The following is a 20,297-nucleotide window of genomic DNA, read 5'->3' on the forward strand; positions in this document are numbered from 1 at the left end:
TCTTTATGCTTCAAAGGCCTCAAAAGGAAGTCCTACGTAGTTTTCTGCTATTGTAGTGGCGTAAGCTTTTGAGGTTTTTATATAATCGAATTTTGCTTTCTGTAATTGATATTGGAATGAGCCATGCTCATCTTGTTTGTGAAATAGCGTAGTCATGAAATTTGAAAAGTCCTGGGCTCGCCAGATTCTTTTCAATGCGTTTATCGAATATTGCTCCAATTGACCAATACTATTGTTTCTGTAAAACCCGACAAAGCCGTCTACCAGATGCTTGATATCTGCTATTGCCAGATTTAAGCCTTTTCCACCTGTAGGTGGCACTATATGGGCGGCATCACCGGCCAGAAAGAGTCTGCCATGCTGCATATTGTCAATAAAGTAGCTCCGCATTGGTGTAATGCTCTTTTCAAATATGGGACCCGGCTGGAGTTTCCAACCTTGAGTACCTAGTCTTATGGCCAATTCTTCCCAAATACGTTGATCCGGCCAATTGTTTAGGTCCTCATCATTAGGAACCTGTAGATAAAGGCGGCTTACAGACTCTGACCTTAGGCTATGCAATGCAAAGCCATTTTGGTGGTAGGCATAAATCAATTCATCAGTTGATGGAGCTACATTGGCTAAAATGCCAAGCCAGAAGAAAGGGTAACTCACCTCAAACTCATTATAGGATTCTTTCGGGAGCGTTTTTCTCCCGATACCGTGAAAGCCATCGCATGCCGCCACAAAATCGCACTCTATTATTCCGTCTTCACCTTGGTGAGTGAAATGTATTTGAGGACTTTCAGAATCGATGTTTTCGATTTTTACGGCCGGTGCCTCAAAGAGCAATGTTTGACCGGAGGCATACCAGGCGTCTGTGAGGTCTTTTACTACTTCCTGTTGACCGTAAATGGTAATGTTTCTGCCACCTGTTAATTCTCCAAAAGGGACACGCACTCTTTCTCCGTCAAAACTTAAATATACTCCTTCATGCAAGTGCCCTTCTTGCTCCAGTCGATCCGCCAGATTAAGCTGTTTCAAAATATCTACCGTGTTTTGCTCTAGCAAGCCTGCTCTTACCCGGGCCTCTACATATGCTCGGCTTCTGTGCTCGAGAATAACTGAAGAGATTCCATGACTTTTTAACCAATGAGCCAGAGTAAGCCCAGCTGGCCCAGCTCCTATAATTCCGACTTGAGTTTTAAGTTTTTTCATAGGTTATTTCTTTTGGGTGATTTAGTATGGCGGAGTTTTTTTTAGAGTACTAAAAGCTTGACAAGGCTAGCTTTCCAGATCATTAAATACTTCTTCCGCCAGATGAAAGGCGTCATTGGCAGCCGGCAAGCCGCAATAAAGGGCTGACTGGAGGATTGTTTCTTTAATCTCTTCTTTGCTCACGCCATTATGGAATGCAGCTTTTATGTGCATTTTGAATTCTTTAGGCCTGTTTAAGGCAATTAACATGGAAATCGTAATTAGACTTCTGGTATGTTTGGGTAGGCCCGGCCTTGTCCATATCTCACCCCAGGCATACTTGCTGATAAACTCCTGAAAGTCGCCATTGAAATCGTTAATATTTGAAGAAGCTCGGTCTACGTGAGCATCACCCAAAACGGTTCGACGTACGTGCATCCCTTTTTCTTTTATTTCACTACCCACCAAAAAATGAATCAGCGTTTCAGCGTAAACTTTAGGGAATTCGGCGGCAGGGATATGCCTCCCAGGTATAATTTTGACCTCTGAATTTCCAATTTCTTCTGCCAGAAAATTTGCATCCTCAACAGTGGTAACTGGATCATCTTCTCCTGTTACAATTAGGGTCGGGCATTTTATTTTATCCCTGGAGTCTCTGAAATCTGCCTTCCCTAATGCCGCACAGCAGTTGGAATAACCCTTTTTGTCATTCGACAAAAACATACGGCTAAGCTTTACTCTTACGCTATCGGGGGCATCATTGCTTAGCCATTTTTCCATGCTGGCTTTTTCGAAAGACTCAAACCCTGATTCTTCCACAAGCTTTATACGTTCGTTCCAGGCATCTTCTGAACCCACCCGAGCTGCTGAATTGCTGATGATGAGTTTAGAGATTTTGTCGGGTGCATTTATGGCTAGCCATTGACCTATGAGGCCACCCATTGACAAACCACAGAAATGAGCTTTTTCAATGCCCAATTGTTCCATCAATTGCAATACATCATTGCCTAGCAATGCAATGGTGTATGGCTCATCAGTTTTTTCAGAGCCGCCATGTCCCCGTGTATCATATTGAATAACTCTAAAGTAAGGGGTCAGATGAGGAACTACAGCGTCCCACATTTCCATCGTGGTTCCTAGAGAATGACTTAAAATGAGCACCGGACTATTTGGTGTTCCGCTGATTTTATAGTTCATCATAGATCTTCATATTTATCTAAGACTTCATTAGTTATTCTAATGGCCGAGCCTAATGAATAAGATGGAGTGAAGTATTTTTCAATATCTGATAATTCAGTTTTTTGTTCCTTGAGAATGTCAAGCAAATGAATTTTCTGCGAAATGGCTTTTTTGCAGGCTTTGGTGACATAGTCATGTGCCTTCAACTTTCCCATTGTTTGAGCAAGAGCAAGAGAGACATTTTCGGCATAAATAAGACCATTGGTCTGCTCCAGATTATGAGCCATTTGCTCAGGTTTAACTTCCAGATGACTAATGAGATCAACAGTCTTCTCCAACGAACCAGCCGAAAGTCCCATGAGCGTATTTAGGGTTTCCCATTCGGCATGCCATAATCCTGCCGATCGTTCATGCTCTTGTAGCATGGCAGATTGAAGTGTAGCCACCAAATGCGGAGTCCGGGTAGCGTTAGCTATAATAACTGCCGAGCTGATTGGATTTCGTTTATGTGGCATAGTGCTGGAGCCACCTTTGCCCTCGGCAGCACCTTCAAAAACCTCAGCTATCTCGGTTTGCATGAGCAAGGAAATATCCTTTGCGATTTTCCCCAGACTTCCTGAAAGCGTGCCCAGAAAAGCACCAAATTCATTTATGCTTGTTCTGTCTGATTGCCAGCTGTTGGCAAGGTTTAGTTCCAAGTTTTTGGCAAATTCTTTCTGTACCTCTTTTGTGATGGAATTATTTCCCGAGCCTACAGCACCACCCAATTGAATTTTCAAAACCCTTTTTTTAATTGAAGCCAGACTCTCAATCAGAGATTCAATCATCCCGATGTATGTGACAAGTTTATAGCCGAAAGTGATTGGTTTAGCTTGCTGCAGTAGGGTTCTGCCTATCATCGGCGTTTCCTTGTACTTGCGTGCCTTGTTTACTAAGGCTCTCGTCAGGTCAGCAAGACCTTCTTCGAGTAAAACGATCAGATCTTTAATACAAAGGACAGTCGCGGTATCTACTACATCTTGGCTGGTTAAACCAAAATGGACGTAGCGTGAAGCCTCGAAGTCTCGAAGTTTAACAAGTTTGGATAATTGTTGTACCAAAGGAATGGCGGCGTTGCCTCCCAAAGGGATTTCGGAGATTAATTGGTCAATATTGATGAGTTCTACTTTGCAGCAAGTAGAAATGATTTCAGCAGTTTCATTCGGGAAAAATCCACATTTAGCCTGGGCCAATGCTGCCTGTCTTTCTACCTCAAGCATGTAGACGATGCTTCGACTTTCGGTGAGGAGAGCGTTGGCTTTTTCAGAATAAAATAAACTGGAATAAAGACTCATATATCGAAAAATACTGTTTCGTTTTCTCCTTGCATATGGATGTCAAATGTGTACCCCGAGCTCGTTTTTTTAGCCATTAAAGTAGACCTTCTATCTGCCGGGACCTGATTTAATATTTCGTCTGTTTTGTTCAATGATTCTTCATCCTCAAAATACATTCGGGTATAAGTATGAATCAATTGCCCCCTCATAAAAACGATAACCATAAGGCATGGAGCCTGGCCCTCAAATGACTTGGGTTTTGTAGTCTTAAACACAAATCTGTTTTCACGGTCAGTACCAGTGCCAAATCTTCCAAAAAGCTCTTTAGACGATGCTTCGACTTTCGGTGAGGAGAGCGTTGGCTTTTTCAGAATAAAATAAACTGGAATAAAGACTCATATATCGAAAAATACTGTTTCGTTTTCTCCTTGCATATGGATGTCAAATGTGTACCCCGAGCTCGTTTTTTTAGCCATTAAAGTAGACCTTCTATCTGCCGGGACCTGATTTAATATTTCGTCTGTTTTGTTCAATGATTCTTCATCCTCAAAATACATTCGGGTATAAGTATGAATCAATTGCCCCCTCATAAAAACGATAACCATAAGGCATGGAGCCTGGCCCTCAAATGACTTGGGTTTTGTAGTCTTAAACACAAATCTGTTTTCACGGTCAGTACCAGTGCCAAATCTTCCAAAAAGCTCTTTATCATCTTCCTTTTGCCATATTTCTATCATGGCATCTGGGATAAGCTCGCCTTCACCATCATAGACCCGACCAGAAATGGTAATGCAATCCTCTTCTTTGAGAGGATCGACCATTTCATTGCCCGCTAAAGCTTTGAAGTCATATAAGTACTGCTCCGGGGTAAGTCCGTAGGCGAAATATGGCCCGACAGTTTGTGAAGGTGTCTGTTTCATTTCTTTTTTGGTTTGCTCTACTTTCATTTCGGCTGGTAGGACTAAATATTCTCAAATGGAGTGGCCTTATATCCCCGTAAAACAAAATCAAACTTAAAGGCCAGTGCAAATCCTTCTTCTGTGGCGTCCATATCAAATTGTGCTACCAAGAGTTTTCGTCCCTTCTCAGGGATTCCCAGAAAAATAGGATCGTAATCTAATAAAGGATCACCGGGGAAATACATCTGAGTTACCAGCCTGTTGGTGATATTGGCCCCGAAAAGTGAGAAGTGAATATGGTTTGGCCTCCAGGCATTATAATGGTTACCCCAAGGGTACGCTCCGGGCTTAATTGTATAAAACTTGTAATGTCCGTTTTCGTCTGTCATACATCTGCCGGCACCCAGAAAATTCGGGTCTAATGGTGCCTCGTGCTGATCTACCTTGTGCACATATCTGCCGGCAGAGTTGGCCTGCCATATCTCTATCAGGGTATGTGGTATTGGTTGACCGTTTTCGTTATAGACTTTACCGTGAACCAAAATCCGCTCACCCAAAGGCTCTGCATTGACGATCGAATTTTTGGTTAGATCATGGTCAAACTCTCCAAGATTAAAATCTCGAAAAACCGGCCCTGTCTGTTCCATTAAATTCTGTTTCGTCAGAATAAGCGGCTTTGTAGGGGCACGTAAAATGGTTGATTTATAACCCTCATAGAGATATTGAGGGTGTACTTCTCTGTCAAACTTATTATAAATTATCTGGCTCATGGGTTGTAATGCTACTATTACAAAGTTGAAGGAATAGTATTAAGTATTCTTGGATAAAGTAAAAATATAAATTGTACATATTAAACATTATGAATTGTTATTGTTGTTAAATAGCTTATTATAAATACTTTTGAATATGTATAAATAAAACATCTAGTTGCTTGAGGCAGTTTACTGGTTTATTTGGAGATGAAAGCGATTTACGTACTCCTGACTTTGTGCAAGCAGAGGCCTTAGAAGTACGTAGCAAAGCCTACAACTGGGAAATAGATGAGCACTTTCATGGAGAATTGTTTCAGTTATTTTTAATTGAGAGTGGAGGAGGTTCATACACCATAGACCGAAATACTTTTGAATTTCAGCCAACTTCGGTTTTGTTGGTTCCGGCCAATACGCTTCACGGTTTCAGATTTAGGGAATCTATTCATGGAGAAGTTCTAACATTTTCAGCCAGAATCTGGCAGTCAATCATTAAAGAGCGACCGTATATTGAGGATAGGCTAAAAAATTCTGTCGCTTTTTCTTTTTCAGAGCAAAGAGATTCGTTTGAGAGAATACGCGAGTATTATCGTTGGATTCAAAGTGAAGTAGCACAGCCGAAAACCGATAGTCCATATGTTATGAGTAGCTTGATTGGTTTGATTTTGACCGAAATCTACCGATCAAACAAAGATCAGGAGCATTCTTTGGCCTCTGGTGCTAATCGCTCGCTGAATCACTACAGGAAGTTTGTGACACTGGTAAAGCAGAAGTTAGATCAGCATGTTCTGGTCAAACAGTATGCTGAAGACCTCGGGATTTCGATTGTGCACCTAAACAGAATTTGCAAAGAAATTGTAGGGAAAACGGCCTTGGAGGTGGTGCAGAATATTCTGATTGACGAAGCAAAGATTTATTTACTCAACACTCAATTCAGTATAGCGGAGGTAGCTTATCAATTGAATTTTACAGATCCGGCATATTTCAATCGCCTGTTTAAGAAAAAAGTGGGTGTTACGCCTGGCGTCTTCAGGAGAGGTTGATCGGTATTGAATAGGATGTGATTGATATGGCTATCTATTGTGCATTGGTAGCGAAGTAATTTTGAGGTATTGAAAAATAAAGAATGAAGGAAATAAGACGAGTGGTAACAGGTCACACTGAAGATGGGAAAGCTCAGTTTGTGATTGATGAGCATCTTGCCCCAAAGTTAATAGTTACCGGTGATGCTGCTATGAGTACTTTATGGACTTCCGAAGTGCTTCCCGCTGACTGTAATGATAACACTGATGGTAGAATTAGAGATGCTGGTACCACGCTTAAAGGCGGTTCTGTTTTTAGGGTGGTAGATATGCAGCCGGGGGCTTCATCGCCGATGCATAGAACAAATAGTATTGACTACGGAATAGTTTTAAAAGGTGAAATTGACCTCGAATTAGACGAAGGGCAGGTCAAAAGAATAGAAGAGGGTAGTGTGATAATTCAAAGGGGAACCATTCATCGATGGGTCAATCCTAGTCAGGAAAAAGTATGTAGAATCTTATTCGTTTTAACTGAGGCGAAGCCTTTTGAGGTAAACGGTCAACCATTGCCCGAAGTTATGGAACATTAAACTTAGAAATTTGAAGAAAGACTATTCAACACTCATTTGGGTATTGGGCTTACTCAGCGGTTTGATGCCCTTTGCTACCGACCTTTATTTACCAGCTTTTGGGCGTATTTCAGAGGATTTAGGAATAAACCACGGTCAGGTAGCTCTAACCTTGAGTAGCTATTTTGTGGGTTCTTGCCTCGGTCATTTAATTGCTGGGCCCGTTTTGGATAAGTATGGTCGTAGGAAACCTATTTTATGGGGGCTGATCATTTTCATGCTCTCCTCCGTAGCCTGCGTTTTCACTGCAGGTTTAATGAGTCTGGTAGTCTTTCGTTTTGTGCAGGCCATCGGTACCAGCTTATGTTCTGTGGGAGGTAGAACGGTGGTTCGTGATGTTTTCCCTCCTGAGAAAATCGCTTACGTTTTTTCTACTTTGGCATTGATCATGGGAGTGGCCCCTGTTATAGCACCATCTGTAGGAAGTCTAATCCTGGAATTTAGTCATTGGCATGGGGTTTTCTGGTTTTTAGGGATTTTGGCTTTTGTCATTTGGCTTGTCGTCTATTTCTTATTGCCCGAATCCCTTGAGCGAGATAAGGATTATTCGCTGCACCCAAAGGCCATGTTGACCAATTATAAAACGGTACTGCTTACACCTTCATTTTTTACCTATGCCTTAATTACTTCTCTGGCCAGTGGTAGTTTGTTCGCCTGGATCTCCAGCTCTTCGTTTGTATTCATGGAGACTTTTGGTTTGAGTTCACGCCAATTTGGTTGGGTTTTCGCCTCTACCGCCTCGTTCCTGATTATGAGTAATCAGTTGAATAGGTTTTTACTGAAGAAATTTAAAACTACCAAGATTTCTTTCTGGGCGGCTGTGATTCAGATCGGGATTTCTGTCTTGCTGATTGGAGTGGTTGAGTGGGCTTACACCATACCATTGATGTTAGGTGCTTTATATCTATTTATGCTTTCTATTCACTTGATCAGACCAAACGCTTTGGCCTTAGCTCTTATTCCCTTCACGAAAAATGTAGGGATGGCCAATGCTCTGCTGGGTACAATCACTATGATGGTAAACGCCGCGGTAATTGCTCTGTTGAGTCTCTTTTTTGATGGAACCTCCGGGCCAATGGTCTATATGATGCTCTCTATTGCGGTGGTGAGTGTAGTTCTTCAATTTTTAGGGATGAAAAGGTTAGGTATTCAATAAATCAAAAGAAAATGAAGAGGTTTGAGAATAAAGTCTGTTTTGTAACTGGAGCAGGTTCTGGAATAGGAAAGGCTACTGCTTTGGCTTTCGCTAAAGAAGGTGCCCAGGTGGTGGTTACTGATATCAATGGTGAGGCTGCCGGGCAAACACTTAATGAAATAAAACAGATTTCAAATACCCGAGCCATAGCGATAACTCTGGATATATCTCAAAGAGAACAGGTTGAGAATGCTATACAAAATACCGTCAATGCTTTTGGAAGACTGGACTGTGCCGCCAATTGTGCTGGAGTAGCCGGGCCTTTATCTGCTAAAACCCATGAATACCCTGAAGAATTTTGGCATCAGCAAATAGCTGTCAATCTTACGGGGAATTGGTTCTTGCTGAAATATCAGCTTGAGCAAATGCTCAAAAACGGTGGTGGGAATATTGTCATGCTATCTTCAGCAGCTGGGTTAATTGGTCAACCTGAAAACTCGCCCTATGCAGTCTCAAAACATGGAATTGAGGGAATGATGAAAACAGCGGCTATTGAATATGCCACCCATAATATTCGAGTGAATAGTGTTTGCCCTACGGCAATAGAAACACCGATGATTATGCATGGCCGAAGAAATTTAGCAGTGAACAAAGAAGCCAGAAATGAGGCTATAAATTTTCAGCGAATGAAAAGAATGGGGAAGCCGGATGAAGTAGCTGATGTGGTACTATGGCTATGTTCTGATGAGTCTAGTTTCATCACAGGCAGCTCTATCAAAGCAGATGGTGGAGCCTTGGCCTGACCCCACCATCTGACGAATCTTAAAAGTGATTTACATTGAATGAACCGGCACTTAAAGTAAGCTTATCGCTAGGGTCATCAAAATTGGTGACTACTACATCAAAGTTCCCTTTTATGATGGATTCTGATTTCTGAACCAATTCTACAGTACCGCTGCTTCCTTCTACTAAACTGGAGTATGAAGGTCCGCCATTTTCATAAATGACGTAGACATATACATCATCACTGATAGGGTAACTTCCTTCTGTTATGCCGGTCTCAAAACCCACGTAAACTGTAATGTCTTCTGAAAGCCCGTAGACGTTAAATGATCCATCAGAGAAGCCGAACGAGTAGGCATCTGTACCACGAATCACAAACTTGTCACCATCAATATTCACTTGAAAAGTATCAGCTCTGGCATCGACGCCATCGGGATTACAAGCTGTGAAAAGGAAAGGAGAAAAGAATAGAAATAAAATAAGTTTTTTCATTTTTGGCTATTTTGTTTGAGCTCAATTTATGCTCCTGTTTTTCTAAAAATCTGAGAATAGGCAGAGAAACTGGCCATTATTTTATTTTATGGAGGACCCATTACCGTAGGATAAAATTCTCTTACTTTTTTGAGTGTACTTAGAGACTGCTGTGATCACAAATGAATAAGGAAGTGGTCGATAATTGAATACATTACCTCAGATAGATTGATATCGAATATTTATGGATTAAGATCGATTCTCAAGATGTGATTTTGTGATATTAAATTTGTCCAAGAAATAAATAGAATAGTAAAATATTATGGCTCGTAACCCTCATTATTTTTCTCAGCTTGCTCATGTGGAGGTTCTCACGATGGATTTCGACAAATCAGTTGAGTTTTTTGCTGATGTAGTAGGTATGGATATCACCGGAAAGGAAGAAGGATCTGTATATCTGAGAGCCTGGGGAGACTACTTTCATCATACCTTAAAGCTTACCCAAAGTGAGGAGTCTGGTTTGGGTCACCTAGGTTGGCGGGCAGACAGTCCGGAGGCTCTGGAAGACTGTGTGACTTACCTGGAAAGTATAGGAGCAGGCCGAGGGTGGCATGAGGGAGATTTGGGGCATGGCAAGGCCTATCGTTTTCAGTCGCCAGAAGGCCACATGCATGAAGTATTCTGGGAGGTGGAATGGCTGAGAGAAGAAGGAGAAAGAGGTAGTATATATGCCGACAGATATGCCAGTAATAGACTGAAAGGGGCTAACCCAAGGCGATTTGACCATGTGACTTATATGGTGGCCAGAGGCAAGTATTCTGCTGAGAAAGAATTCTGGAAGAATATGGGATTGAAGAATCCGGATGAAATCAGAATGGATGATGAAAAGCCACCTATTGGCGGGCTACATACCATCGGTAATTTATCGCATGATATCGCAGTATTTACTGATCCTAATATCGGAGAGAATGAAGCCGTGTTAAATCATATCTGTTGGAATGTAGACAGCCGTGAAGAGGTATTGCTGGCCCTCGATTACTTCATTGAGAAGGGATACAAAAGTGTGATGGGAGCACCTACACGCCATAAGGCAGATGAGGGGTTCTTTATCTATATTCAGGATCCGGGGTCTGGGATTCTTTTTGAATACTATGCCTGTGCCAGATTGGTGTTTGCTCCAGATCATCTGGATGTACATTATTTAAAAGATAACCCGAACGACGCCTGGGGGAGTGCTAACCCTTTTGCCGAGATGGGTAAAGGCAAGAAGCTGGGTCTTACAGATGGTGTGGTAAAGCCGGCAGATATATAAGAGATTAGATCATTTAGAATAGAGAAATATGTGGCATTATTTTCCAGGGCATTATATGCCTTCATATCAGGTAAACAGAGCGTTGACTCAGGCACATTATGGTGGCGGAGAGTTTGCAGAGATTCTGGAGGTGGCGAGTGAAATTGACCCAGCCAACAGAGAAACTTTTAATCTGGCCTGGTTAAAAAAGGGCAATGAGGTTTTTGAGTGGGCAGAGGCTTATGAAAAAAAGAGTGCCTTTGTATCTGCCAGAAGAACATACCTTAGAGCCTTTAATTATCTGAGAAGTGCAGAGTTCTTTATGAACCTTCATGATGACAGAAAAAATGAAACCTATATAAAGGCTCGTGAGGCTTTCCTGAGAGCCATCAAGTATTTTGATGAAAAGCCGCTAACTATAGAAGTGCCTTTTGAAGGTTCTTTTTTACCGGGTTATCTTTTCAAGCCTGCGGGGGTGAAAAATCCTCCGGTGATGGTGATGTTTGGTGGTTTAGATAGTCTGGCAGAGGAACTTTATTTTGGAATAGGTAATCACCTGAATGAACGTGGAATTGCCCTTTTGGCTATAGATGGCCCGGGGCAAGGAGCCGCGTTACGTTTAAATCATATTCATTCTAGGTATGACTTTAATGTTGCAGGTACGGCCGTGTTAGATTGGGTTTTGGAGAATCTTCAGGCCGAAGTGGATACCACGAGTGTAGGTATAGCTGGTGTGTCAATGGGTGGTTATATGGCTGCCCGCTGTGCGGCTTTTGAGCCTCGTTTTAAAGTCTGTATGATTTTCGGGGCAGTTTGGTCCTATTATTCTGTGTGGGCAGGCAGAAATGGAAAGCATCCATTGGCAGAAATAGTAATGCACATCATGGATGCGGAATCGTATGAGGAGGTGCTGGAAAAGCTCAAAGGTTATACTCTTGAAAACGGTGTGGCAGAGAAAATTTCAATGCCTACGTTTATCATGCATGGTGGCGGCGATAAACAGAATTTTGTAGAACACGCCATTGAATTAGAGAAACACCTCACCTGTGAGCATCAAATGAAGATAGTGCCCGAGGGAGAAAGTGGAGCTCAGCACTGTCAGGTAGATGACTTTATGCCTACGCTTGATATGTACGATTGGATAGCCGAAAAAATAAAGGCCTGATTCTTTTCTATAACTCAACCCTTTGAAATACATGAATGACCTTAAAAAAATACTGATTGTAGGTGGCGGTATTGGCGGCCAAACCGCCGCTATTGGCCTGGCACAAAAAGGTTTTGATGTGGAGATAGTAGAGCTCCAACAGGCCTTTGATGTTTATGGAGTTGGTATTATTCAGCAAGCCAATGCTTTGCGAGCGTTAGATGCCATCGGTGTAGCTGATGAAACATTAAAGAGAGGTTATCCTTATGATAAAATCAAGTTACACATAGTAAATGGTACGCAGATAGGTGAAGCCGGAACGCCGCCCATTGGCAGATTTCCAAGTCATAACGGTATTTCCAGAAGAGTACTGCATGAGGTGCTTTTTGAAAAATGTGAGGAGCTTGGTATTGCTTTCAGGATGGGTCAGACAGTAGAAAGTCTGGAGAATAAAACTGACGGAGTTGATGTAAAATTTTCTGATGGCTCTAAAGGCTCCTATGACCTACTCATTGCTGCAGACGGCATTAATTCCCGAATGAGAAGTCTGGAGTTTGGAGAATACACACCCGAGTATGTAGGGCTTTCTGTTTGGAGGTATGCCTTCAAAAGGCCTACTGAATTAGAGACCGGGATGATGTTTTTTGGGAAGAAATCTAAAGTGGGGCTTATCCCAATGTCAGACGATTCTATCTATATGTTTTTGGTTTCTGCTGAAGGCGAGGACCCACGGATAGATCAGGCTCAGCTGGTGCCAAAGCTCAAAGAATACATGAGTGAATACCCGGTAAAAATGATTCAGGATCTCATAGAAGATGTCACAGATGCCGGTTTGGTAAATTACAGAACATTGGATACGCTGAACTTGCCGGCACCTTGGTTTAAAAACCGTGTGGTGGTTTTGGGAGATGCTGCTCATGCTACTATTCCGCAGCTGGGCTCCGGGGCTGCCCTGGCCATTGAGGATGCGGTAGTTTTGACAGAAGAACTATCTAAAGAGCAATCAATGGAAACAGCTTTAGGAAATTATATGGAACGCCGATATGAACGCTGTAAAATGGTGGTGGAAGCCTCAGAAACCTTGGGGAAGTGGGAGCTGATGGAGTTTACGGGCCAGCCATTGCCAGAGGAAGCAAACCCGGGAAAATTGATGGGTATCACCTGTGGCAAATTAGTAGCACCTATTTAGAAGAAGCAGAGCAAATGAAATTAGTAACTTTTAAGAATAAGAACGGAGAAACTAGCATTGGCTGGCTGGTGGGTGAGGCGGTTGTTGACATGCAAAAGGCTTCCTCAGAGCTGCCGGGAGATATGTTGACCTTTATAGATCATCATGAAAAGTATTTTGAGCTTATTAAAAGTTTGGGAGATGTAGAGCCGCATTATCTGCTTGCTGAGATTACACTTTTAGCACCACTGCCAAACCCTCGAAGTTTTAGAGATTACATTGGTTTTGAGATGCATATGCTCAATGCCTCCAGGTCTTTTGGGCACACCATTAGCGAAGTTTGGTACGAAATGCCCATCTACTATTTCACAAATCACCAGGCGGTTTATGGGCCGAATGATAAAATCAAAAGACCCGAAAAAGAACGTAAACTGGATATTGAATTGGAGCTCGGTATGGTGATCGGTAAGAAGGGAAGCGATATCAAAAAAGAAGATGCGGAGTCGTATATATTTGGGTACACGGTTTTCAATGACTGGACCGCCCGCGAAATCCAGAAAAAGGAAATGATGCTGCCCCTGGGGCCTTGTAAAGGAAAGGATTTTGCCAATGCCATAGGCCCTTGTATAGTTACTGCAGACGAGTTTGAGCAATACAGAGTCCCATTTTCAGAGGAGTTCTTTGAAGAACCTCTTCGAGTACCAGAGATTAAGGGAGACCGTTTTGACCTAAAAATGACTTCAAGAATAAACGGAGAGACCGTTTGTGAAGGAAATTATAAAACGGTGCATTATACCTTCTCACAGATGATAGAAAGAGCATCTGAGAATGGTGTAAACCTGATGCCCGGAGATGTCTTTGGTTCTGGCACCCTGGGCTGGGGTAGTTTAATCGAAAATAACTTCAAAATTCACCGCCCGCTAGAACCGGGTGATGTGGTAGAACTGGAAATTGAAGGGATTGGCCTGTTAAGAAACGAAGTGGTTTAAGTTTTAAACTTAAGTAAACGGTAGGGTCATCTTTCTATGAAGGGTGATCCTCTTTTTTACACTCATAAATCAAAAAATATGATACTGGAATTTGCAAAGCTTTATATCAAGGAGGATGAAGTCGAAAGTTTTCTAAAGCAAACACCAAAAGCTGTGGAGGTGATTTCACAGGCGAAAGGATTTCTGGGAATTGAATTCAAAAGATCTGTCGAAAATCCCAACTGTGTGGTAGCATTGATCTCATGGGAAACGCTGGAAGATCATACCGTGGGCTTCAGAGAGTCTGAGCTGTTTCCTCAGTGGAGGGCCGTTATCTCTCCCTTTTTTGCCTCGGCTCCTGAGGTAGAGCATTTTTCGGGAGTGTAAATTTTAATCTGCAATTGATTCGAATAGGAAGAATAAATGAAAAAAATATTGAAAGAGGCTATCGGGCTGTATGAGGCAGATAGCAAAGACAGGAAAGTAAGAGACGCTGTAGAAGGGCTAATCGATGAAGTTCGTAATGGCGGGGATGTTGCTGTGAGAGCCATATCAGAACGTTTTGACAAATGGTCTCCGGAGAGTTTTAAATTATCTCAGGAGCAAATTGAAGAAATCGTGAATGGGGTTGATCCTCAAACTATTGAGGATATTAAGTTTGCTCAGACGCAAATCAGAAATTTTGCTACGCATCAAAAAAATGCGTTAAAAGATATAGAGGTAGAGACACTTCCGGGTGTTTTTTTGGGGCATAAAAATATCCCGGTCAATAGTGTAGGCTGTTATATACCAGGCGGCAGATACCCCATGGTGGCTTCTGCACATATGAGTGTGCTTACAGCAAAAGTAGCGGGGGTAAAAAGAGTATTGGCCTTTACACCTCCTATTCAAGGGAAAATACCTGCCGAAACCGTGACGGCTATGCATCTGGCTGGTGCAGATGAGATTTATCTACTCGGTGGCGTGCCTGCCATCGCTTCTATGGCTTTGGGTACAGAATCCATTGAAAAGGTAGATATGGTAGTAGGGCCAGGAAATGCCTATGTAGCTGAAGCCAAAAGGCAGCTTTTTGGTAAAATCGGAATTGATTTGCTGGCAGGGCCTACAGAGACCCTGGTGATAGCAGATGAAACATCTGACGCAGAAATTTGTGCTACCGATCTGCTGGGTCAGGCAGAGCACGGTCCGGGCTCTCCGGCCATACTTCTAACCAACTCTGAGAAACTTGGTCTGGAAACTATAGCGGAGGTAGAGCGACAGTTAAAAACACTGCCTACTGCAGATGTGGCCAGCATAGCCTGGAAAGATTACGGTCAGGTGATTGTGGTAGACAGCGTAGATGAAATGGTGGCGGAAGCCGACAGAATTGCCAGCGAACACGTGCAGGTAATGACCGCAGATCCACGTTATTTCTTAGAGAATATGACCAATTACGGGGCACTTTTCCTTGGGAAATATACCAATGTGGCCTATGGCGACAAGGTAATTGGTACCAATCACACCCTTCCTACAAAACATGGAGCCAAATACACCGGAGGGCTCTGGGTAGGTAAGTTTATGAAAACTTGTACGTATCAGGAAGTGAAGACTCCTGAAGCCAGTGCTATGATCGGCGAGTATTGTTCCAGACTATGTGAGATAGAGAATTTTGCCGGGCACAAGGAACAAGCGGATATTCGTGTGAGAAGGTATGGCAAATAGTTTAAGTTTAGTGAGACTTATCAAATGAGGTTTTGATGATATCTTAGGAAACCAATTTTGTAGACAACCAAAAAGAAGAAAGATGAAGACAGCACTAGTTACAGGAGGATCGGGAGAAATAGGGTCGGCTATTTGCCGGAAGTTTGCAGAGAATGGTTACTCAGTTGTCATTACGTATAATACTAATAGGCAGAAAGCCGAACAGGTGCAGGAAACCCTGGCTGGGAAAGATCATAGTATTTTTAAAGCACCTAATACTGATGCCTCTTGCCTGGCAGATTTGTACGATTACGTGGAGAGGAAATACGGCAAGCTGGATGTTTTAGTCAATAATACCGGTATCACCACTCCTGTGGCTCATAATGACCTGGAGGGGCTTACTGATGAGTGGATTGATAAAATAATGCAGACGAATTTTCGGGGGAGTTTCGCTATGGTGAGAGTCATGAGAGAATTATTAGAGGCTGCTGCAGAGAAGAAATCAGCCACTGAGGATGGCGGGAGGAATTCGGCTTTGGTGGTCAATATTTCTTCTATTGCTGGCCTGTTTGGTATTGGCTCAAATGTAGCCTACTGTGCCTCAAAAGCCGCTTTAGATTCAATGACACGGTCATTGGCCCGGGTGCTGGCACCAAAAATCAGGGTAATGTCAGTTTCTCCTGGTTTTGTTGAAGGGGAGTACACCAAAAACTTTCCACCAGAGTTTTTGCAAAGTCAAATGGAGCATACACCTATGGAGCAATTTGCCACCGGAGCAGATGTGGCCAATGCCGTTTTTGCTCTGGCAGATCAATTAAAAATGAGTACCGGGGGCATTCTGACAGTAGATGGCGGAAGACTTCTACTGTGATTTAAACTATTTAAATAATTCTTAATCAACTAGAAGATGAAAATAATTGACCTTTCTGTAACGATATCTGAAGACATCAAAGAGCCACTGCCTACCAAGATTGACTATGAAGATCATAAGGCAGGAGCCAAGAAAATAGGTGCTGGGCTTTTTGGCGGTATGACAGACTGCTTCATTGATGATAATGGCCCTGCTGGTGAGACGCTTACAGTGACCAGCCATTGCGGTACGCATGTAGATGCACCCTATCATTATTTCCCCACTTCGGAGGGAAAACCTGCCAGAACTATTGATGAAATGCCGCTTGATTGGTTCTTTCATGATGGAGTGGTACTGGACTTTACTGATAAGCCAGATGGCTACATGATTGAAGTAGAAGATTTGAAAGAAAAATTAGCAGATATCAATTATTCTCTAAAACCTTACGATATTGTGCTCATTCGTTGCGATGCAGATAAAAGACTTCACGACGAAGATTATGTAAAAATACATGTAGGTGCTTCAGCCAAAGCTACGCATTGGTTAATTGATCAAGGCGTTAAAGTAATGGGTACAGATGGATGGGGATGGGATATTCCCCTGCATATTCAGGCTGAAGACTACAAGGCTAATCCGAGACCTGGCGTGATATGGCAGGCCCACTATGTAGGAATTGAAAAAGAGTACTGTCAGATAGAAAAAATGGCTAATCTGGATCAGATACCCCCTTATGGTTTTAAGGTGGCTTGTTTTCCTGCAAAGATTAAAAAAGCTAGTGCAGGCTGGACTCGTGCTGTGGCCATAATTGAAAACTAAAAATGAATAGTACTGTTCCGGTTCTAACTGCAGAAGAAATGGATAGTTTCCATTTCGGAAACGATATAGCGGCCATGCCGCAATTTACCGGTCGGCACCTTTTTCATATCAATAGGCTGGAGAGTTATGTCAATAAGCTCACTTTTCCCCTGCCTCCTCACAGGAAGGTAACCTATGATTTTATCTTTTTAACTCAGGGAAGTTCTATACGTAGCAAAGGACTCTCTGAATATGAAATAATACCTAATCAGTTCTTTTTTCTGCCGGCGTATCAGATAACGGAGCATAAGTTTATGAGCCCTGATGTCAAAGGCTATTATGTGCACTTTAGTCCTGATATTTTTCACGACAGCACTCAGCTGAAACTGCTACAGCAATACGACTTTTTAGGCTTTTTGGCCAATCCGGTGGTGGAGGTAGATGAGAAAACCAAAGAAAGAATATGCCGTGGCTTAGATGATTTATTGGAGGTTTATGAGTCTTTTGACGGTGATAATTATAATTTGATCGTATTTAAGATTCTTAATATTCTTTCAGAAGCTAGCCTCTTTGCTACCAAAGAGGTGGAGAATGTTCTGAATACCGCTGCTGCACTTTTAGTAAATCAATACAAAGACGCATTGGCTCAGAAAATCTATCAGTTACAAAAGGTGTCTGAGTATGCAGATCTACTGAATGTTACCCCTAATCACCTCAATAAATGTGTAAAGCAGATTACACATAAAACTGCTCAGGAGCTACTTAATGAACTGATCATTATGGAAGCTAAAAGTCTCCTGAAATATTCTGACTTACAAATAGCTGAAGTAGCGGTGAGACTCTGCAATCAAAACCCAAGTAATTTCTCAAGATTCTTTAAAAGCCAGACCGGGCTAAGTCCTAAAGCATATCAGAATTCCTGATTGATTTTGACAAGTATTGACTGTATTTTGATTCTTAGAATAGGATAAAAATAACTTAATTTTATTCTATACTTTCCAAGTGAAATACTTGAACCTATTGAATTAAAATCAGATGATGAAAAAAGGACTTTTCACCTATGAAAACCGGGTGGTGCTGTTGATGGCTCTCACTTTCGGTTGTTTGTTTTTCGACCGCCTTTCTCTAAACTTTTTGATGCCTTATGTATCAGAAGATCTTCAGCTGAACAATACGCAAATTGGCCTACTGGCAGGAGTATTGTCCTTAGCATGGGCGTTTTCCAGCTTCTTTTCTACGGCTTGGGCAGAAGCCAATAATAAGAAGAAGGCTGTATTTGTGACCGCTGTATTTGTCTTCTCATTTTGTTCGTTTGGTTCAGGTCTGGCCATGAGTTTTACCGGCCTTCTAATAGCCCGCATGGTCATGGGTTTGGCAGAAGGGCCGGTGATTCCGCTGGCTCAGAACTTTGTAGAAAGAGAGTCATCTCCAGGTAGATTGGGCTTAAATACAGGCCTTTTACAAGCCGTAGGTTCTGCTCTTTTTGGTTCTATTTTGGCTCCGGTAATTTTGGTGCAAATTGCTGAAAACATGGGCTGGCGATCTGCCTTCTATATTGCAGGAGCACCGGGTTTATTGATGGGTTTGCTTTCATGGTTTTTGATTCGTAAAACTACAGCCGAGAGCGTTGCTACATCTGAAGAAGATAAAGGACTGAACCTTAAAGAGCTTTTGAGTTATTCTAATATCAGATGGGGCATGGTGATCAGCTGCACGGTGTTCGGATGGTGGTTTGCTACGCTTCCTTTTATCTCTAATTATTTTGTAAATGAGCAAGGCATGAGCGGAGATGAAATGGGTAAAACTATGAGCCTTCTTGGAGTGGCTGGTTTAATTTCCTCAATCCTGGTGCCAGCTCTTTCTGATAAATTCGGGAGAAAGAAAATCATCTTCATTTTTAGCTTGATTGGAGCCTTATATCCGGTTTCGGTTTATTTTTTGAGTGGATCCGGAGCTCAGCTACCAGTTATTTTTCTAACCTATTTTATGATGGGTGTTATTCCTATAGCTGCAGCCGTGATTCCCTCGGAAGCTGTACCAGAAAGACTAAGAGCCAAGGCCATCGGCCTTATCACTGGAGTGGGGGAGATCGTAGGAGGAGTGATGGTGCCTGCAGTGGCGGGCTTATTGTCAGACTCGGTAGATCCGTCTGCGTTTTTATGGGTTGCCTCGGCACTGGCTGTGTTAACTTGTATTTTTTCGTTTAAATTGTCATCGAATAATTAAACCCTATCGATGAGATTACTAGTAATTGCTGTGCTTCTGGCAGCTTCATTGAGCACACAGGCTCAAGAGAAAAATACCAAACCTAAATATTCTGATTATGAAATAGAGTCTGCCATGCGTAAGACTCAGGATTACGGCTATTTAAGTAAATATCAGGAAGCCAATGCTGCTCTTCATGGTGAGCCGCAGAAGGTAGTATTTCTGGGCAATTCAATCACTGAAGGCTGGTATAGAGTAAGACCAGAGTTTTTCAATGAGAATGAATTTGTGGGTCGTGGAATCAGTGGGCAGACATCTTCTCAACTGCTCATCCGTTTCAGACAAGATGTGGTGAATTTAAAACCTGAGAAGGTGATCATACATATTGGCACCAATGATATTGCTGAGAATACCGGTCCTTACGTTCTGGAAAATACGGTCAATAATATAGCGTCAATGGTTGATATTGCTGTGCAAAATGACATAGAAGTATTGCTGGCCAGTGTACTCCCGGCTACCAAGTTTTCATGGAGAATGAAACTCGGAGATCGCTCTGCTCAAATTGTTGAACTTAATGAACATCTTCAAAAAATGGCTCAAGAACGTGGCCTTAAGTACATTGACTACCATACTGCAATGAAAAACCCTGCGAATGGCCTGGATGAGGAAATCGCCAAAGACGGCGTTCATCCTACCCTAAAAGGCTACGCTATTATGGAAAATGTGGTATTGGAGGCTTTGAGGTAGGGTTTTATTGTGCTTTGATTTTTTGAAAGAAGGGCATTTGTGGTTTGAACACTCAATGGTCTTGAATTTTAGAAATACTTTTCCAGATTA

At 42.3% G+C, this 20,297-nt stretch carries 22 protein-coding genes; 15 read left to right on the forward strand and 7 right to left on the reverse strand.

Annotated features, from left to right (window positions below; genetic code table 11):
* Window positions 1-3: 3 nt before the first annotated feature.
* The 6 genes from ACUXV0_RS14765 to pcaH all read right to left on the reverse strand — a co-directional run bounded on the left by ACUXV0_RS14765 (window position 4) and on the right by pcaH (window position 5,340).
* Window positions 4-1,197, reverse strand: coding sequence for a 4-hydroxybenzoate 3-monooxygenase (locus tag ACUXV0_RS14765; RefSeq protein WP_446190335.1), 1,194 nt, complete (start codon window positions 1,195-1,197; stop codon window positions 4-6).
* Between the two features lie 66 nt (window positions 1,198-1,263).
* Complete coding sequence (gene pcaDC, locus ACUXV0_RS14770) at window positions 1,264-2,376, reverse strand: bifunctional 3-oxoadipate enol-lactonase/4-carboxymuconolactone decarboxylase PcaDC (protein ID WP_446190336.1); 1,113 nt, start codon at window positions 2,374-2,376, stop codon at window positions 1,264-1,266.
* Entirely contained in the window at window positions 2,373-3,689 is a 1,317-nt protein-coding gene (locus ACUXV0_RS14775; RefSeq protein WP_446190337.1) for a class-II fumarase/aspartase family protein, read from the reverse strand. Before ACUXV0_RS14775 ends, pcaDC begins: the two co-directional genes overlap by 4 nt.
* Window positions 3,686-3,946, reverse strand: a complete 261-nt coding sequence (locus tag ACUXV0_RS14780; RefSeq protein WP_446190338.1) for a hypothetical protein — start codon at window positions 3,944-3,946, stop codon at window positions 3,686-3,688. Before ACUXV0_RS14780 ends, ACUXV0_RS14775 begins: the two co-directional genes overlap by 4 nt.
* A 120-nt stretch (window positions 3,947-4,066) precedes the next feature.
* A complete protein-coding gene (gene pcaG / locus ACUXV0_RS14785) occupies window positions 4,067-4,618 on the reverse strand; it encodes a protocatechuate 3,4-dioxygenase subunit alpha (protein ID WP_446190339.1) in 552 nt (183 codons plus the stop codon).
* Between the two features lie 14 nt (window positions 4,619-4,632).
* Window positions 4,633-5,340 carry a protocatechuate 3,4-dioxygenase subunit beta gene (pcaH, locus tag ACUXV0_RS14790; protein WP_446190340.1) on the reverse strand — a complete coding sequence of 236 codons (708 nt, stop codon included), beginning with the start codon at window positions 5,338-5,340 and terminating at the stop codon, window positions 4,633-4,635.
* Between the two features lie 161 nt (window positions 5,341-5,501).
* Between pcaH and ACUXV0_RS14795 the strand changes: the two genes are divergently transcribed.
* The 4 genes from ACUXV0_RS14795 to ACUXV0_RS14810 all read left to right on the forward strand — a co-directional run bounded on the left by ACUXV0_RS14795 (window position 5,502) and on the right by ACUXV0_RS14810 (window position 8,908).
* Entirely contained in the window at window positions 5,502-6,362 is an 861-nt protein-coding gene (locus tag ACUXV0_RS14795; protein ID WP_446190341.1) for a helix-turn-helix domain-containing protein, read from the forward strand.
* A gap of 83 nt (window positions 6,363-6,445) precedes the next feature.
* The gene (locus ACUXV0_RS14800; protein ID WP_446190342.1) at window positions 6,446-6,931 is read left to right on the forward strand and encodes a cupin domain-containing protein; all 486 of its coding nucleotides are present in this window, start codon (window positions 6,446-6,448) and stop codon (window positions 6,929-6,931) included.
* A 10-nt stretch (window positions 6,932-6,941) separates the two neighbouring features.
* On the forward strand, window positions 6,942-8,126 hold the full coding sequence (locus ACUXV0_RS14805) for a multidrug effflux MFS transporter (RefSeq protein ID WP_446190343.1): 1,185 nt from the start codon (window positions 6,942-6,944) through the stop codon (window positions 8,124-8,126).
* Window positions 8,127-8,137: 11 nt separating this feature from the next.
* Complete coding sequence (locus ACUXV0_RS14810) at window positions 8,138-8,908, forward strand: SDR family NAD(P)-dependent oxidoreductase (protein ID WP_446190344.1); 771 nt, start codon at window positions 8,138-8,140, stop codon at window positions 8,906-8,908.
* A 19-nt stretch (window positions 8,909-8,927) separates the two neighbouring features.
* Here ACUXV0_RS14810 and ACUXV0_RS14815 read toward each other — a convergent pair whose 3' ends face one another.
* Window positions 8,928-9,380 carry a hypothetical protein gene (locus ACUXV0_RS14815; protein WP_446190345.1) on the reverse strand — a complete coding sequence of 151 codons (453 nt, stop codon included), beginning with the start codon at window positions 9,378-9,380 and terminating at the stop codon, window positions 8,928-8,930.
* A gap of 301 nt (window positions 9,381-9,681) precedes the next feature.
* On the opposite strand from ACUXV0_RS14815, the gene ACUXV0_RS14820 reads away from it, so the two are divergent.
* The 11 genes from ACUXV0_RS14820 (at window position 9,682) to ACUXV0_RS14870 (ending at window position 20,207) form a co-directional block, all read left to right on the forward strand.
* On the forward strand, window positions 9,682-10,671 hold the full coding sequence (locus ACUXV0_RS14820) for a VOC family protein (RefSeq protein WP_446190346.1): 990 nt from the start codon (window positions 9,682-9,684) through the stop codon (window positions 10,669-10,671).
* A 28-nt stretch (window positions 10,672-10,699) separates the two neighbouring features.
* On the forward strand, window positions 10,700-11,815 hold the full coding sequence (locus ACUXV0_RS14825) for an alpha/beta hydrolase family protein (RefSeq protein WP_446190347.1): 1,116 nt from the start codon (window positions 10,700-10,702) through the stop codon (window positions 11,813-11,815).
* Window positions 11,816-11,846: 31 nt separating this feature from the next.
* Window positions 11,847-12,983, forward strand: a complete 1,137-nt coding sequence (locus ACUXV0_RS14830) for an FAD-dependent monooxygenase (RefSeq protein WP_446190348.1) — start codon at window positions 11,847-11,849, stop codon at window positions 12,981-12,983.
* Between the two features lie 14 nt (window positions 12,984-12,997).
* Complete coding sequence (locus ACUXV0_RS14835; protein WP_446190349.1) at window positions 12,998-13,951, forward strand: fumarylacetoacetate hydrolase family protein; 954 nt, start codon at window positions 12,998-13,000, stop codon at window positions 13,949-13,951.
* A gap of 78 nt (window positions 13,952-14,029) precedes the next feature.
* Window positions 14,030-14,317 carry an antibiotic biosynthesis monooxygenase family protein gene (locus ACUXV0_RS14840; RefSeq protein ID WP_446190350.1) on the forward strand — a complete coding sequence of 96 codons (288 nt, stop codon included), beginning with the start codon at window positions 14,030-14,032 and terminating at the stop codon, window positions 14,315-14,317.
* Window positions 14,318-14,353: 36 nt separating this feature from the next.
* Entirely contained in the window at window positions 14,354-15,631 is a 1,278-nt protein-coding gene (hisD, locus tag ACUXV0_RS14845; protein ID WP_446190351.1) for a histidinol dehydrogenase, read from the forward strand.
* 82 nt (window positions 15,632-15,713) lie between these two features.
* Window positions 15,714-16,481, forward strand: coding sequence for an SDR family NAD(P)-dependent oxidoreductase (locus ACUXV0_RS14850; RefSeq protein WP_446190352.1), 768 nt, complete (start codon window positions 15,714-15,716; stop codon window positions 16,479-16,481).
* A 36-nt stretch (window positions 16,482-16,517) separates the two neighbouring features.
* Complete coding sequence (locus tag ACUXV0_RS14855) at window positions 16,518-17,276, forward strand: cyclase family protein (protein ID WP_446190353.1); 759 nt, start codon at window positions 16,518-16,520, stop codon at window positions 17,274-17,276.
* A gap of 2 nt (window positions 17,277-17,278) precedes the next feature.
* The gene (locus ACUXV0_RS14860; protein ID WP_446190354.1) at window positions 17,279-18,178 is read left to right on the forward strand and encodes a helix-turn-helix domain-containing protein; all 900 of its coding nucleotides are present in this window, start codon (window positions 17,279-17,281) and stop codon (window positions 18,176-18,178) included.
* Between the two features lie 112 nt (window positions 18,179-18,290).
* Window positions 18,291-19,481 (forward strand): MFS transporter, encoded by a 1,191-nt coding sequence (locus ACUXV0_RS14865; protein WP_446190355.1) that lies wholly within the window; start codon window positions 18,291-18,293, stop codon window positions 19,479-19,481.
* Window positions 19,482-19,490: 9 nt separating this feature from the next.
* Window positions 19,491-20,207: a GDSL-type esterase/lipase family protein gene (locus tag ACUXV0_RS14870; RefSeq protein WP_446190356.1), complete on the forward strand. Its 717-nt coding sequence runs from the start codon at window positions 19,491-19,493 to the stop codon at window positions 20,205-20,207.
* The last annotated feature ends 90 nt before the right edge of the window (window positions 20,208-20,297 follow it).

The organism is Jiulongibacter sp. NS-SX5 (assembly GCF_052828545.1).

What these genes read in the sequence shown, in the direction of transcription:
- ACUXV0_RS14765 (WP_446190335.1), bottom strand. Translation starts at nt 1,197, where the DNA reads ATGAAAAAACTTAAAACTCAAGTCGGAATTATAGGAGCTGGGCCAGCT.
- pcaDC (WP_446190336.1), bottom strand. Translation starts at nt 2,376, where the DNA reads ATGATGAACTATAAAATCAGCGGAACACCAAATAGTCCGGTGCTCATT.
- ACUXV0_RS14775 (WP_446190337.1), bottom strand. Translation starts at nt 3,689, where the DNA reads ATGAGTCTTTATTCCAGTTTATTTTATTCTGAAAAAGCCAACGCTCTC.
- pcaG (WP_446190339.1), bottom strand. Translation starts at nt 4,618, where the DNA reads ATGAAAGTAGAGCAAACCAAAAAAGAAATGAAACAGACACCTTCACAA.
- pcaH (WP_446190340.1), bottom strand. Translation starts at nt 5,340, where the DNA reads ATGAGCCAGATAATTTATAATAAGTTTGACAGAGAAGTACACCCTCAA.
- ACUXV0_RS14800 (WP_446190342.1), top strand. Translation starts at nt 6,446, where the DNA reads ATGAAGGAAATAAGACGAGTGGTAACAGGTCACACTGAAGATGGGAAA.
- ACUXV0_RS14810 (WP_446190344.1), top strand. Translation starts at nt 8,138, where the DNA reads ATGAAGAGGTTTGAGAATAAAGTCTGTTTTGTAACTGGAGCAGGTTCT.
- ACUXV0_RS14815 (WP_446190345.1), bottom strand. Translation starts at nt 9,380, where the DNA reads ATGAAAAAACTTATTTTATTTCTATTCTTTTCTCCTTTCCTTTTCACA.
- ACUXV0_RS14820 (WP_446190346.1), top strand. Translation starts at nt 9,682, where the DNA reads ATGGCTCGTAACCCTCATTATTTTTCTCAGCTTGCTCATGTGGAGGTT.
- ACUXV0_RS14825 (WP_446190347.1), top strand. Translation starts at nt 10,700, where the DNA reads ATGTGGCATTATTTTCCAGGGCATTATATGCCTTCATATCAGGTAAAC.
- ACUXV0_RS14830 (WP_446190348.1), top strand. Translation starts at nt 11,847, where the DNA reads ATGAATGACCTTAAAAAAATACTGATTGTAGGTGGCGGTATTGGCGGC.
- ACUXV0_RS14835 (WP_446190349.1), top strand. Translation starts at nt 12,998, where the DNA reads ATGAAATTAGTAACTTTTAAGAATAAGAACGGAGAAACTAGCATTGGC.
- ACUXV0_RS14840 (WP_446190350.1), top strand. Translation starts at nt 14,030, where the DNA reads ATGATACTGGAATTTGCAAAGCTTTATATCAAGGAGGATGAAGTCGAA.
- hisD (WP_446190351.1), top strand. Translation starts at nt 14,354, where the DNA reads ATGAAAAAAATATTGAAAGAGGCTATCGGGCTGTATGAGGCAGATAGC.
- ACUXV0_RS14850 (WP_446190352.1), top strand. Translation starts at nt 15,714, where the DNA reads ATGAAGACAGCACTAGTTACAGGAGGATCGGGAGAAATAGGGTCGGCT.
- ACUXV0_RS14855 (WP_446190353.1), top strand. Translation starts at nt 16,518, where the DNA reads ATGAAAATAATTGACCTTTCTGTAACGATATCTGAAGACATCAAAGAG.
- ACUXV0_RS14860 (WP_446190354.1), top strand. Translation starts at nt 17,279, where the DNA reads ATGAATAGTACTGTTCCGGTTCTAACTGCAGAAGAAATGGATAGTTTC.
- ACUXV0_RS14865 (WP_446190355.1), top strand. Translation starts at nt 18,291, where the DNA reads ATGATGAAAAAAGGACTTTTCACCTATGAAAACCGGGTGGTGCTGTTG.
- ACUXV0_RS14870 (WP_446190356.1), top strand. Translation starts at nt 19,491, where the DNA reads ATGAGATTACTAGTAATTGCTGTGCTTCTGGCAGCTTCATTGAGCACA.